The 12,871-nt window shown below is 57.0% G+C and carries 10 protein-coding genes; 8 read left to right on the top strand and 2 right to left on the bottom strand.

Going from position 1 to position 12,871, the window contains the following annotated elements:
• Positions 1–4: 4 nt before the first annotated feature.
• Entirely contained in the window at positions 5–1,165 is a 1,161-nt protein-coding gene (locus ACXAEW_RS15540) for a CaiB/BaiF CoA transferase family protein (RefSeq protein WP_474942184.1), read from the bottom strand.
• A gap of 263 nt (positions 1,166–1,428) precedes the next feature.
• Between ACXAEW_RS15540 and guaB the strand changes: the two genes are divergently transcribed.
• The 3 genes from guaB (at position 1,429) to ACXAEW_RS15525 (ending at position 6,511) form a co-directional block, all read left to right on the top strand.
• Positions 1,429–2,877 (top strand): IMP dehydrogenase, encoded by a 1,449-nt coding sequence (guaB, locus tag ACXAEW_RS15535; protein WP_474942183.1) that lies wholly within the window; start codon positions 1,429–1,431, stop codon positions 2,875–2,877.
• Positions 2,878–2,921: 44 nt separating this feature from the next.
• Positions 2,922–4,085: an RsmB/NOP family class I SAM-dependent RNA methyltransferase gene (locus ACXAEW_RS15530; RefSeq protein ID WP_474942182.1), complete on the top strand. Its 1,164-nt coding sequence runs from the start codon at positions 2,922–2,924 to the stop codon at positions 4,083–4,085.
• A gap of 104 nt (positions 4,086–4,189) precedes the next feature.
• A complete protein-coding gene (locus ACXAEW_RS15525) occupies positions 4,190–6,511 on the top strand; it encodes an ATP-binding protein (RefSeq protein ID WP_474942181.1) in 2,322 nt (773 codons plus the stop codon).
• 7 nt (positions 6,512–6,518) lie between these two features.
• On the opposite strand, the gene ACXAEW_RS15520 is transcribed toward ACXAEW_RS15525, so the two are convergent.
• On the bottom strand, positions 6,519–7,112 hold the full coding sequence (locus tag ACXAEW_RS15520) for a sulfotransferase family protein (RefSeq protein ID WP_474942180.1): 594 nt from the start codon (positions 7,110–7,112) through the stop codon (positions 6,519–6,521).
• A gap of 194 nt (positions 7,113–7,306) precedes the next feature.
• Here ACXAEW_RS15520 and recA point away from each other — a divergent pair, with 194 nt between their 5' ends.
• From recA to ACXAEW_RS15495, 5 genes are all read left to right on the top strand, one after another.
• The gene (recA, locus tag ACXAEW_RS15515) at positions 7,307–8,374 is read left to right on the top strand and encodes a recombinase RecA (RefSeq protein ID WP_153213989.1); all 1,068 of its coding nucleotides are present in this window, start codon (positions 7,307–7,309) and stop codon (positions 8,372–8,374) included.
• Positions 8,375–8,540: 166 nt separating this feature from the next.
• Complete coding sequence (gene alaS / locus ACXAEW_RS15510) at positions 8,541–11,192, top strand: alanine--tRNA ligase (protein WP_474942179.1); 2,652 nt, start codon at positions 8,541–8,543, stop codon at positions 11,190–11,192.
• Positions 11,193–11,270: 78 nt separating this feature from the next.
• Positions 11,271–11,558: a DUF1330 domain-containing protein gene (locus ACXAEW_RS15505; RefSeq protein ID WP_474942178.1), complete on the top strand. Its 288-nt coding sequence runs from the start codon at positions 11,271–11,273 to the stop codon at positions 11,556–11,558.
• A gap of 165 nt (positions 11,559–11,723) precedes the next feature.
• On the top strand, positions 11,724–12,095 hold the full coding sequence (locus tag ACXAEW_RS15500) for a hypothetical protein (RefSeq protein ID WP_474942177.1): 372 nt from the start codon (positions 11,724–11,726) through the stop codon (positions 12,093–12,095).
• 209 nt (positions 12,096–12,304) lie between these two features.
• Complete coding sequence (locus tag ACXAEW_RS15495) at positions 12,305–12,841, top strand: hypothetical protein (protein WP_474942176.1); 537 nt, start codon at positions 12,305–12,307, stop codon at positions 12,839–12,841.
• Positions 12,842–12,871: the final 30 nt, after the last annotated feature.

Raw genomic sequence — 12,871 nt, 5'->3', positions numbered from 1 at the left:
CGGGTCATACGCCGGTTTCACGCCCCTGCAGCCACGTCAAAATGGCCTGTCGATCACCGTCCAGCGCGGGCGCAGGTGGCCGGGTGGCGGGATCTTCCATGCCTGACAGTTTGATTGGGTTGCCCGCGGCAACATAGGCGGGTTCCCCGGAACGATCGAGAACCGAGACGACCATGTTGCGTGCCTTTATCTGCGGGTCGTTCATGGCCTGTGCCACATTCTGGATCGGGCCAGTGGGAATACCTGCAGCGTCCAGCTTGGCGATCCAATGGGCCGTCGGGCGGTCGATGGTCACAGCTTCGATCAGTCGTTTCAGAAGGCGCGCGTTTTCGCAGCGCGCCAAATTAGTGGCAAAACGCGCATCATTGGCCAGCGGCAGCTCTAGGGTTTCACACAGGCGTTCAAACAGCACATCATTGCCCGCCGCGATCACAAACAGCCCGTCTTTGGCGTGAAAGGTTTCAAACGGGGTGATGGAGGGATGCCGCGCACCATTTGGACGAGGGGCTTCTCCGGTGACCGAAGTGATGGCCACCGCGTGTTCCAGCATGGCCAACTGGCTGTCGAGCATCGCGACATCGACCTTTTGACCGGGCGCGCCGGATTTCACCGCCAGAAGGGCTGCCAGAATGCCGTGCGCCAGAAACATGCCGGCCGCAATATCCCCGATCGAGGCTCCGACCCGAACCGGTTCCCGGTCGCGTTCTCCGGTGATGGACATCACGCCGCCACGGGCCTGTACCACCATGTCATAGGCCGGTTTCAGGGAGTCCGGTCCCGTATGCCCAAACCCGGACACGGCCCCGTAAATCAGCTTGGGATGACGTTGGTGCAGATCCTCCCAGCCAAAGCCCAAACGCTCCATCACACCGGGGCGGTAGTTTTCCAACAGCACATCGGAATGGGCCAAAAGCTGCTCAAAGATCGCGCGATCCTCGGGGCTTTTGAGATCCAGCGCAATGCTTTCCTTGCCGTGGTTGATGGTTGCAAAATAGGCGCTTTGACCGTCTTTGAAGGGTGGAAATGCGCGCGTATCATTGCCGGTCCCGGGACGCTCCACCTTGATCACCTTGGCTCCGAGGTCCGACAGGATCATCGACGTATAGGGACCTGCCAAAACATGGGTCAAATCCAGAACAACATATCCTTCAAGGGGTTGAGACATCTGTTATCCTTCAGCGGTTGTTTAATTTCCTGTGCGCACCGCCCCCGATGAGCCGTGGGCAGTGTCACTTGGGGGCGTTCTTGCGCCAGTTCCGAGCATTTTCTTTGTCACAGATCATTTTCGGGCAAATCCTGCATGAGAAATTCGCTATTTGGCGCTATCTGTTTGATAAAGTTTTGACTTGCCTGATTTCGGGGCTTTTCCCCCGAAGAGATCCATGCCATAGGGTCACCGCCAAACGGGGTTATGCATGGGGTATGAAAATGCAGATTCGTGAGGCTCTCACTTTTGATGATGTTCTTCTGGTGCCAGGTGCGTCAAACGTGCTTCCCAGCACGGCGGACACGCGGACACAGGTCACGCGCTCGATTGCACTGAACATTCCACTGCTCAGCTCGGCAATGGATACCGTGACCGAGGCACGTATGGCCATCGCCATGGCACAGGCAGGCGGTATGGGGGTGATCCACAAGAACCTTGATACCGAAGAACAATCCCGTCAGGTCCGGCGCGTGAAACGGTTTGTATCCGGCATCGTTTACAACCCCATTACTCTGACCCCAAACCAAACCCTTGCCGATGCAAAGGCGCTGCAGGAGCGCTACCGCGTGACAGGCTTCCCGGTTGTCGACGAAAAAGGGCATGTTCTGGGCATCGTGACCAACCGTGACATGCGCTTTGCAACCGATGACAGCACCCCCGTTTCTGTCATGATGACCTCGGATAATCTGGCGATGCTGCACGAGCCTGCCGATCTGGACGAAGCCAAGAGCCTGATGAAATCCCGCCGCATCGAAAAGCTGCTGGTTGTGGATGGTGACAGAAAGCTGACCGGTCTTTTGACCCTGAAAGACAGTGAACAAGCGGTCCTGAACCCCACCGCATGTAAAGACGAATTGGGCCGCCTGCGTGTCGCTGCTGCAAGCTCTGTTGGGGACAGCGGGTTTGAACGCTCCATGTCCCTGATTGATGCGGGTGTTGATGTGGTGGTGATCGACACGGCCCATGGCCACTCCCAGGGCGTAATTGACGCGGTAAAACGCGTAAAGGCGGAAACCGACAAGATCCAGATCATCGCCGGGAATGTCGCCACCGGAGAGGCCACCAGGGCGCTGATTGATGCGGGTGCGGACGCCGTGAAGGTTGGCATTGGTCCGGGCTCCATCTGTACCACGCGTATGGTCGCCGGTGTCGGCGTTCCGCAGCTGACGGCGATCAATGACTGCGCGGTTGCAGCGGGTGATGTGCCGGTGATCGCAGACGGCGGCATCAAATTCTCGGGCGATTTTGCCAAGGCCATCGCAGCCGGGGCATCCTGCGCCATGGTTGGGTCGATGATCGCAGGCACCGATGAAAGCCCCGGCGAAGTGATCCTTTACCAGGGCCGTTCGTTCAAATCCTATCGCGGCATGGGCTCGCTGGGGGCTATGGCGCGCGGTTCGGCGGATCGTTATTTCCAAAAGGACGCGGCCAGCGACAAGCTGGTGCCCGAAGGGATCGAAGGCCAGGTTCCCTATAAAGGTCCGGCTTCCACGGTTGTTCACCAGCTGGTCGGCGGCCTGCGGGCCGCGATGGGCTACACCGGCTGCGCCACCGTGGCCGAAATGCGCAAGAACTGCAATTTTGTACGCATCACCGGAGCGGGGCTGAAAGAAAGCCACGTCCATGATGTGCAGATCACCCGCGAAGCCCCGAACTATCGCGTCGGTTAAACTGAGGAGAAAATGATGGCCGCCATATACGCACAGGTTCGGGCATGACCCCGGGCGCACGGCTTCAGGCGGCTATCGAAGTCCTGGATGAAATCATCGCCGGCACCCCGGCCGAAAAGGCTCTGACGGGGTGGGGGCGGCGCAGCCGCTTTGCCGGGTCCAAGGACCGCGCAGCGGTTCGCGACCATGTCTTTACTGCGCTGCGGTGCTGGCGCTCCCATGCTGCATTGGGCGGAGGCACCACCGGGCGGGCCCGGATCCTTGGCGGTCTGCGGGATGAGAGGATTGATCCAGACACGCTGTTCAACGGGCAGGGGCATGCGCCCGCTCCCTTGACGGATGCGGAACGTCAGGACCCTGAAGCTGCAACTGCAGATGCGGAACGTCTGGATATTCCGGATTGGCTGTGGTCGGCCTTTTCGCACAGTCTTGGCGACCAGTCCGAAGCTGCGGCACTTGCGTTGCGTAAACGTGCCCCCGTGCATCTGCGGGTGAATACTGCCCGCACCGATCGCGACAGAATGCAGAAGCATCTGGAAACCGAAGGCATTGTAACCAAACCGCACCCGGCCGCAGAGGCCGCCCTTGAAATCACCGAAGGCGCGCGCAAACTGCGCAACTCGGACGCCTATCAAAGCGGTCTTGTGGAATTACAGGATGCCGCGAGCCAGGCGGTTGTCGAGCATCTGCCGCTTCAGGACGGACAGAAGGTTCTGGACTATTGTGCAGGTGGTGGTGGCAAAAGCCTGGCAATAGCGGCCGGGGCCGATGTGCGTCTTTATGCCCATGACGCAAATTTCGCCCGGATGAAGGATCTTCATGCCCGTGCCGCGCGGGCGCAGGCCACAATCGAGACGATCCAGACAGCCGAGATCGCAGCCCACGCTCCGTTCGATCTCGTGCTTTGCGATGTGCCCTGTTCCGGCTCCGGCAGCTGGCGGCGTGCCCCCGAAGGCAAATGGTCCTTAACTCAGGCGCGGTTGGACAGTATCCGCGTGACCCAGTCGCAGATTCTGGATCAGGCGTCCCAAGTGGTCTCGGCAGGGGGGTATCTGGCTTATGCGACCTGTTCGATGCTTGGGTCTGAAAACATGGAGCAGGTCAACGCGTTTTTACAACGGTCTGAAGGATGGACATTGATATCCTCCCATAGCTGGAGCGTCCACGAGGGCCATGACGGTTTCTTTGTCGCCGTGTTGACGCATTAAGCTGCAGGTTGATAGGGTCCGTGCAAGCAATTTTGGTGTTAACTGAAACTTAACCCTGATTATTCATTGATCAATCAACGTTAAGAAACCGCTACGGAGCCGCAATGATCGGACGCCCCAAGTCTTATGTCCCCGATTTGCGGGTATTTTCCCAGGAATATGCTCGGTTGACGGTGACCTTTCTTTTGTCAGCGATACTGATCTCCATTCCCTTTTTCCTGTCTTTCCCGGAGTGGGTTGGACGGGGATTGGTGGCCGTTGGACTGACACTGGTTCTGGTGGCGGGAATTCTGCTTTTACAGACGAGACTGCGCCAGAAGTCCCAGGGCATGGCCAGCGAACTCCTGACAGGCTTTATCGAAAACGACGCCACACCAAGTTTTGTTACGGATGATGATGGTGTGGTCCACGCCTGCAACCAGGCCGCCATACAGAACTTCCAGGGAATGGAGAAGGAAACGCTTGGCGGAAATCTCCGCTCTATCCTCGCCAACCCATCTGCCGTTCTGTACCGCTTGAAATGCCGTGCGCAAAAGGACGGGTCCGCACGAGAGGACATTGTGACCCGCCGTGGGCATGTGCGTCTGGCGGTTCACCAAATGTCTTCTGGCAGCTACCTGTGGCGGATCGAAGACATTGCGGAACGGACGCAAAACAACCGGAGCCGGGAAAACGCGCCCTTTCCGATGCTGACCGTCGGTCGCACCGGGTCGGTCTTGTTCATGAATGAAGCCGCGCGCGGTTTCTTTGGCGAACGGGTCAAAACCCTTGATGCGATTCTGACAAATCAAGAGATGGAACCGGGCCACATCCAGACAATTGCCACCAAGGCAGGCCTGAAGCAGGTATTGGTGCAGGAACAGGAGCGCAATCAGGGGCGTCGTGAGCTCTATTTCATCGAGATGGACTCAACACAGGCTGCCGGCGGGCATTCCGATTTCGAAACCCTGCCAGTTCCCTTCCTGAAGGTCGCCCCAACCGGGGACGTGTTGTTTGTGAACCGCATGGCCTTGTCGCTGCTTGGTGTAAAGTCAGGTGAGAACCTCAAACTGGGTCAGGTGATGGAAGGGCTTGGGCGCCCGATGACGGACTGGTTGTCGGACACGGTCAAAGGCATTGCGCCGAATAAATCCGAGTTTCTGCGCATCTCACGCCGGGACCGGGAGACCTTTGTGCAGGTGACCTTGACACGGGTTCTGGAGAACGGCGAGCCGATCCTGATCGCCGTTCTCAATGACGCAACCGAGTTGAAAACGCTGGAAGCCCAATTTGTTCAAAGCCAGAAGATGCAGGCGATCGGACAACTGGCCGGCGGTGTCGCGCATGACTTTAACAACCTTTTGACAGCTATTTCTGGGCATTGTGATCTATTGCTGTTGCGGCACGATCAGGGAGATCAGGACTTCGGCGACCTGATCCAGATCCACGAAAACGCCAACCGTGCTGCGGCATTGGTGAGCCAGCTTCTGGCCTTTTCGCGCAAGCAGACCCTGCAGCCCGAAGTTCTGGATGTACGGGACACGCTGTCTGACCTGACGCATCTTCTGAACCGGCTGGTCGGAGAAAAAGTCACACTGACGCTCAGCCATGATCCGATCATGAAATCAATCTGGGCCGATAAGCGCCAGCTGGAACAGGTTCTGATGAATCTTGTGGTGAACGCGCGCGATGCGATGCCTCAGGGTGGAGAAATCAGGATCGAAACAGAGGTCGTGCACCTGGAAAAGACCCTGCAACGCAACCGAGCGGCTGTGCCGACGGGAGACTGGGTTACCATCCGTGTCGCGGATGAAGGCATAGGGATTGACGCGGACCGGCTGGAAAAAGTGTTTGAACCCTTTTACACAACCAAACGCACGGGTGAGGGCACAGGCCTTGGTCTGTCGACCGCTTATGGGATCATCAAACAGACCGGCGGCTTTATCTTTGTTGATTCGGTCAAAGGGCAGGGCACCCAGTTTACACTTTACTTCCCGGTCCACCGCCAGGTTACAGCGGCGGATGTTGAACCGGTTGAACTCAAAGCGGAAAAGGTCACCCCAAGCCATGGCGAAGGCGTTGTTCTTCTGGTCGAAGATGAAGCGCCGGTTCGTGCTTTTGCCTCCCGCGCGCTGCGCATGAGGGGCTATACTGTGCTGGAAGCAGAATCCGCAGAGGAAGCTCTGCATGTGCTGGAGGACGGCAGCCTGCAGGTCGATGTCTTTGTCACTGATGTGGTGATGCCCGGAATGGACGGTCCAAGCTGGGTCCGTCAGGCGCTGGTCACCCGCCCTGAAACGCGGGTGGTCTTTGTCTCGGGCTATGCCGAAGGGGCGTTTGACGATTCCGAACCGGAAGTGCCAAACTCGGTCTTCCTACCGAAACCTTTCTCGCTCAACCAATTGACCGAGACGGTGCACCAGCAAATGGAACCCGTTGAGGCGTGATCAGGCCTCAACCTATCCCATCATAAAGCGCAAATTCTTCTGGCTTCTTGCGCCGGAACATCTGTTCAACCTCTGGCGAAAGCTGCACGTCCAGTGTCGGGCTGACATTGGAGCGCCGGGTGTCGATCTGGACCCCCAAACGGCCCACGAGGAATGCATCCAGTTTGTCCAGCTGGTCATAGCGGAAAAGATGCGTAACCTTGCAACCGTTGGTCTGCGGTTCCAGAAATTTTGCCTGGCTTCCCACATTGGCATGGGCAGGCTGCGCGCCACGGCAATAATCGCGCACAAACTCATCAAAGCTGAGCCCCTTGGTCGAAGTCGGTTTGCCATCCAGAAACGGGCGCTGACGGTATTTATACCAGCTTCCAAGCCAGCTGACCGGCTCGCGTACCACGGCCAAAAGTTCGGGTTCTGCATTGCAGATCTTGGCAAACATCGGGCGGAACCAGCGATTATATCTGAACACCGGTGAATGTTTCAGCTCGGGTGGGTTGGCCACAACCATATCCGCATGCGGGGCAAGAGCCTCCATATAGGCTGTTGTTCCGGTCTTAGGCACCGACAGAAAAACGAGGTTTTCCTTTAAAAAGACAAGCATTTCGTAAAGGTTCCAGTAAATCCTATGGCCAAAACTGGGCCATAAACCACTCTTTAACATTACGGTCGCTGAGTGGGTATCAGAAGTTTTTGCTTGAAATGTTCCCCTTTTGATCGCACAAGAGAACAAGAGGCGAACAAAGCAGCGATTGCCGGCACCCCGCAGGTATGACACATAGAGAGGGACAAGGGACTATGGCGGATCTTTTGACCATGAAAAAAGACAAAGTGAGCGACGACAAACAAAAAGCGCTCGACAGCGCGCTGGCGCAGATTGAGCGTCAGTTTGGCAAGGGCTCGATCATGAAGCTCGGCGATGGCACCGCATTGGCTGAGATCGAAGCATCCTCTACCGGATCGCTCGGTCTTGACATCGCGCTTGGCATTGGCGGTCTGCCGATGGGCCGGATCATCGAAATCTATGGGCCGGAAAGTTCCGGTAAAACCACGCTGACGCTGCATTGCATTGCAGAACAGCAGAAAAAGGGCGGTGTCTGCGCCTTTGTGGATGCGGAACACGCGCTGGACCCGCAATATGCAGCCAAGCTGGGCGTTGACCTGGACGAACTGCTGATTTCGCAGCCGGACACCGGTGAGCAAGCGCTTGAAATCACCGACACGCTGGTGCGCTCCGGTGCTGTAAATATGGTTATTGTGGACTCGGTGGCCGCGTTGACACCGAAATCAGAGCTTGAAGGCGACATGGGCGACAGCAACGTGGGCGTCCAGGCCCGCCTGATGTCGCAAGCCATGCGCAAGCTGACCGGCTCAATCAGCCGTTCAAAATGTATGGTGATCTTCATCAACCAGATCCGGATGAAAATCGGCGTCATGTTCGGCTCCCCAGAAACCACGACCGGCGGGAACGCGTTGAAATTCTACTCCTCTGTACGTCTGGACATCCGCCGTATCGGCGCGATCAAGGACCGCGACGAGGTGGTCGGCAACGCAACCCGTGTGAAAGTGGTGAAAAACAAAGTTGCTCCGCCTTTCAAACAGGTAGAATTCGACATCATGTATGGCGAAGGCATCTCCAAAATGGGTGAGCTGTTGGATCTGGGCGTGGCAGCCAGCGTGGTCCAGAAGTCCGGCGCCTGGTTCTCTTATGGGGATGAACGCATCGGGCAGGGGCGTGAGAATGCCAAAACCTTCCTGCGTGACCACCCGGAAATCGCCTATGACATCGAGGACAAGATCCGCGCCGCCCATGGGCTGGAGTTCGACCGCCCCGAAGGCGGCGACGATGACATTCTAGAAGCGTAAAGTCACTTCGACCAAATCGTTTTGAACAAGGGCGCGGACAGATAGTTTGCGCCCTTTTCATTTGGGTTTTTCGACACAACCCGGCACATTCTGTGGACAGCACCGCATCTGGGGGATAAACCGGGTCGACTATGCTGTGTAAGCCTCTGAAAAAGAGAGACGGAAGATGCCGAGCCTGAACGAAATCCGTTCCACATTTCTGAACTACTTCGAAAAACAGGGACATATGATTGTCGACTCCAGCCCACTGGTGCCGCGCAATGACCCGACCATGATGTTCACCAACTCTGGGATGGTGCAGTTCAAAAACTGCTTCACCGGGGTTGAAAAGCGCGACTATGTCCGTGCGACAACCGCGCAGAAATGTGTCCGTGCCGGCGGCAAGCACAACGACCTGGACAACGTGGGCTATACCGCGCGCCACCACACATTCTTTGAGATGCTCGGTAACTTCTCCTTTGGCGATTACTTCAAGCATCAGGCGATCCCCTTTGCCTGGGAGCTGATCACCAAGGAATTCGATATTCCCAAAGAGCGTCTTTATACCACCGTCTATCACACCGATGACGAAGCCTTTGAGATCTGGAAAAAGGTCGGCGTGCCCGAGGACCGGATCATCCGGATCTCCACCTCGGATAACTTCTGGCAGATGGGCGACACCGGTCCCTGTGGTCCCTGCACCGAGATCTTCTATGACCATGGCGACCATATCTGGGGTGGCCCTCCGGGCAGCCTAGAAGAAGACGGCGACCGGTTTATCGAGATCTGGAACCTTGTTTTCATGCAGAACGAACGGTTCGCGGATGGCTCTATGGTCGATCTGGACATGCAGTCCATCGACACCGGTATGGGTCTGGAGCGGATCGCGGCGCTGCTGCAGGGCACCCACGACAACTATGAAACCGATCTGTTCAAAGCCTTGATCGAAGCCTCGGCCAATGTGACGAATTCCGATCCTTTTGGCGATCAGAACGTCCACCACCGGGTGATTGCAGACCACTTGCGGTCCTGTTCGTTCCTGATCGCCGAAGGTGTTCTGCCCTCTAACGAAGGCCGTGGATATGTCCTGCGCCGTATCATGCGCCGCGCCATGCGTCATGCGTCATTGTTGGGCGCAAATGATCCGGTGATGCACAAGCTGGTGCCAGCGTTGGTCCAACAGATAGGCGCGGCCTATCCTGAACTGTCCCAAGGGCAGGCGCTGATCGAAGAGACGTTTGAGCAGGAAGAAACCCGGTTTCTCAAGACTTTGGACCGTGGGCTGAAACTGCTGGATGAAGCCTCGACCGATCTGGGCAAGGGCGACACGCTGCCTGGTGAGACCGCGTTCAAACTCTATGACACCTATGGTTTCCCACTCGACTTGACACAGGACGCCCTGCGCGCCAAGGAAATCGAAGTCGACACCGACGGGTTCGACGCCGCCATGAAAGCGCAAAAAGAGAAGTCCCGCGCCGGTGGCATTGGTTTGGGCGAAGCGGCAGATGTTAAGGTCTATTTTGACATTCTGGACGCCAATGGCCCAACCGAGTTCCTTGGTTATGAGACCGAGAAGGCCGAAGGTCAGATTGTAGCCATCGTCAAAGACGGCGCGCAGGTCGACAAAGCCTCCAAAGGTGACAGTGTTCAGATCATCCTGAACCAGACCCCGTTTTACGCCGAAAGCGGCGGTCAGATCGGCGACACCGGTGTGCTGACCGTCGAAGGCGGCGCGGCGCGAATTACCGATACCAAGAAGGTCGAAGGTCTGTTCCTGCACATCGCCGATGTCACCGAAGGCGAGATCGCGGTTGAGGCCGGGGCAGGGCTGGTTGTTGACCATGCACGTCGCAGCCAGATCCGCGCCAATCACTCCGCCACCCACCTGTTGCATGAAGCTCTGCGCAATGCGCTTGGCGATCACGTGGCACAGAAGGGCTCGCTGAATGCCGATGACCGTTTGCGTTTCGACTTTAGCCACAACAAAGGGCTGAGCGGCGAAGAACTTGCCAACATCGGCGCCGAAGTGAATGAATTCATTCGTCAAAACACAGCCGTAACCACCCGTATCATGACCCCGGTTGACGCCCGTGCCATTGGTGCACAGGCCTTGTTTGGTGAGAAATACGGCGAAGAGGTCCGCGTGGTCTCCATGGGGCGTGCGCCAACGGGCAAGGGCGCGGATGGGGAGACCTATTCGCTGGAACTTTGCGGCGGAACGCATGTCAAACAGACCGGTGACATCGGAACCTTTGTGATCCTGGGCGACAGTGCGTCGTCTGCCGGTGTCCGCCGGATCGAGGCGCTGACCGGTGCCGCAGCTTTGGAGCACTTGGAACGCGAAGCAGGCCGGATGGCGGATGTTGCCGCAGCGCTTAAAGCGCAGCCTGTGGATGTTCTGGATCGCCTCAAGGCCCTGATGGACGAACGCAAAGCCCTGCAGAACGAGATTTCCAACCTAAAACAACAGGTTGCCATGGGCGGTGGCTCTGGTGGTGGGGTTGAGGCCAAAGAGATCGGCGGCAAAAAGTTCCTGGCGCAGGCCCTGAAAGGCGTCTCCGGCAAGGACCTGCGTGGCTTGATTGACGCGCATAAACAGAACCTCGGATCTGGTGTGATCCTCTTGATCGCCGACGACGACGGAAAAGTGGCCGTGGCAGCAGGCGTGACCGATGATCTGACCGGAGAGATTTCTGCGGTGGACATCCTGAAAGCGGCAGTTCCTGCTGTTGGCGGCAAAGGTGGCGGTGGCCGTCCTGACATGGCACAAGGCGGTGGCAAGGATTTTGCCGGAGCGGAGGACGCAATCAAAGCAGCCGAGGCCGTGCTCCTGAATTGACCAAACGGTAAAAAAGAACTTGGACTTTCTCGCAGACCCCTTAATCTGCCGGGAAGTTTATCTGCTTTGGAGCCAAAAATGTCCGCACTCTGGATTGCACATGTCACCGTAACTGATGCTGACGCATATGGGAAATATGCGGAGCTGGCAGGTCCGGCAATTGCCAAACACGGCGGTGAATTCATCGCCCGCGGTGGTCGCTATGTTCAGCTGGAAGGCAAAGAACGCCCGCGCAATGTCGTTGCAAAGTTTCCGAGCGTTGAAGCGGCAGTTGAGTGCTATAACAGCGCGGATTATCAGGAAGCGTTGAGCCATGCCAAAGGCGCATCCGAGCGGGAATTGATGGTGGTTGAGGTCACATCCTAAACCACTCAGACACAAACCAGTTGATTAAAATGAGACCCACACGAGGCTTGCTCGCGTGGGTCTTTCTATTGAGACTGTGCGAAACTCCAAATGCCGTAAATGCGCCATTCATAGGGTACAGCGGCAAAACAGAATTGCCCTTAATGTGAAAATGGAACTCCCTTCATGATTGGTCACGTCGGCGCAGCCCTTTCTTCAAACCCGTCAGTCCCACAGCCCCAGTCCGCGCAGGTTCAAAAACCAGCGGAAGCTGCACTGAACGCGCAACCCGCCTCGCAAACCCCCAGCAGCGCCGAAGCGTCACAAGTTGTGCTGCCGGTGTCTGATACCGACAACAGTCGCGGCGCAGACCTTCAGCCGCAGCTCAATCAACAGCCACAAGAGACCGGCACCGGTGGCGTCAACCGAGGCGCGATCAAAATTCTGGAAGAGGTTCAGGAAAACGCGTCAAAGGATGAGTTTCGCGAGGAACTGAATACCCGATTGGCAGCGGCAGGACAGGATCCGACGCAACCCATGGTCGATGTTCGTATCTGATTGCGCCGGCAGGGTCGATCTCGCCCGAAAGACAACAGTCTTCTGCTTTTATTGGCATGTGTGATGCCAGTCGCGAAAATCTGGCGAGTAGGGCATTGCATTAATTAGAGATTTTCAAATTTTAATTGGTAAGCAAATGAAAATTTCCATCTGACATTTCTGCACCTGCAGTCAGGAGGCTGCAAGGTAACAGCAAATGGATAGAAGCCATGATTAATGCAACAAGCGGGATTTCGGTCTCCGCATTTTTTTCGAGCCCCAGTCAGGCACAGACGTTGTCGGATGAACAGCGCGCAAGCCTGGACGACCTCCTTTCCAAATACGACACGGAAAACTTGAGCGACAGTGATGCCAAAGAGATTGTCGAACGCATCCAGAAACTCGATATCAGCTCTGGACCTGCGCTTGGCTCTGCCCTGACGGACGCGGGTCTGGACCCGAATGAACTGTTGGATCAGGCAGGCGTGGAACGCGGTGGCCCCGGTGGACCGGGCGGCCCAGGAGGACCTGGCGGTCCGGGTGGAGCCGGCGGACCTGGCGGGCCGCGTGGACCTGGGGGCGCTCCGGGTGCCGGGGACGGAACCGCTGGTGTGAACGAAGCCGCTGTTGAAATTCTGGCAACTGTACTGGAGGCGTTGGCCGAAGACGAAGACAGTGACTACTCGGATTTTCAGGAGCTTTTAAACCAACAGCTTGAAGACGCCGGAATTGATTCCAGCCAGCCGATTGTAGACTTCCGCCTGTAAAAACGGCACTGCTCTAAATTTGAAAAGGCC

The sequence above is a fragment of the Epibacterium sp. ABZ3_068 genome, from assembly GCF_056159265.1.
This window is presented reverse-complemented; position numbering and strand designations above follow the sequence as displayed.

Excerpts from the sequence above, each read along its gene's own strand:
- ACXAEW_RS15540 (WP_474942184.1), bottom strand. The coding sequence starts at position 1,165 with ATGTCTCAACCCCTTGAAGGATATGTTGTTCTGGATTTGACCCATGTT.
- guaB (WP_474942183.1), top strand. The coding sequence starts at position 1,429 with ATGCAGATTCGTGAGGCTCTCACTTTTGATGATGTTCTTCTGGTGCCA.
- ACXAEW_RS15530 (WP_474942182.1), top strand. The coding sequence starts at position 2,922 with ATGACCCCGGGCGCACGGCTTCAGGCGGCTATCGAAGTCCTGGATGAA.
- ACXAEW_RS15525 (WP_474942181.1), top strand. The coding sequence starts at position 4,190 with ATGATCGGACGCCCCAAGTCTTATGTCCCCGATTTGCGGGTATTTTCC.
- ACXAEW_RS15520 (WP_474942180.1), bottom strand. The coding sequence starts at position 7,112 with ATGCTTGTCTTTTTAAAGGAAAACCTCGTTTTTCTGTCGGTGCCTAAG.
- recA (WP_153213989.1), top strand. The coding sequence starts at position 7,307 with ATGGCGGATCTTTTGACCATGAAAAAAGACAAAGTGAGCGACGACAAA.
- alaS (WP_474942179.1), top strand. The coding sequence starts at position 8,541 with ATGCCGAGCCTGAACGAAATCCGTTCCACATTTCTGAACTACTTCGAA.
- ACXAEW_RS15505 (WP_474942178.1), top strand. The coding sequence starts at position 11,271 with ATGTCCGCACTCTGGATTGCACATGTCACCGTAACTGATGCTGACGCA.
- ACXAEW_RS15500 (WP_474942177.1), top strand. The coding sequence starts at position 11,724 with ATGATTGGTCACGTCGGCGCAGCCCTTTCTTCAAACCCGTCAGTCCCA.
- ACXAEW_RS15495 (WP_474942176.1), top strand. The coding sequence starts at position 12,305 with ATGATTAATGCAACAAGCGGGATTTCGGTCTCCGCATTTTTTTCGAGC.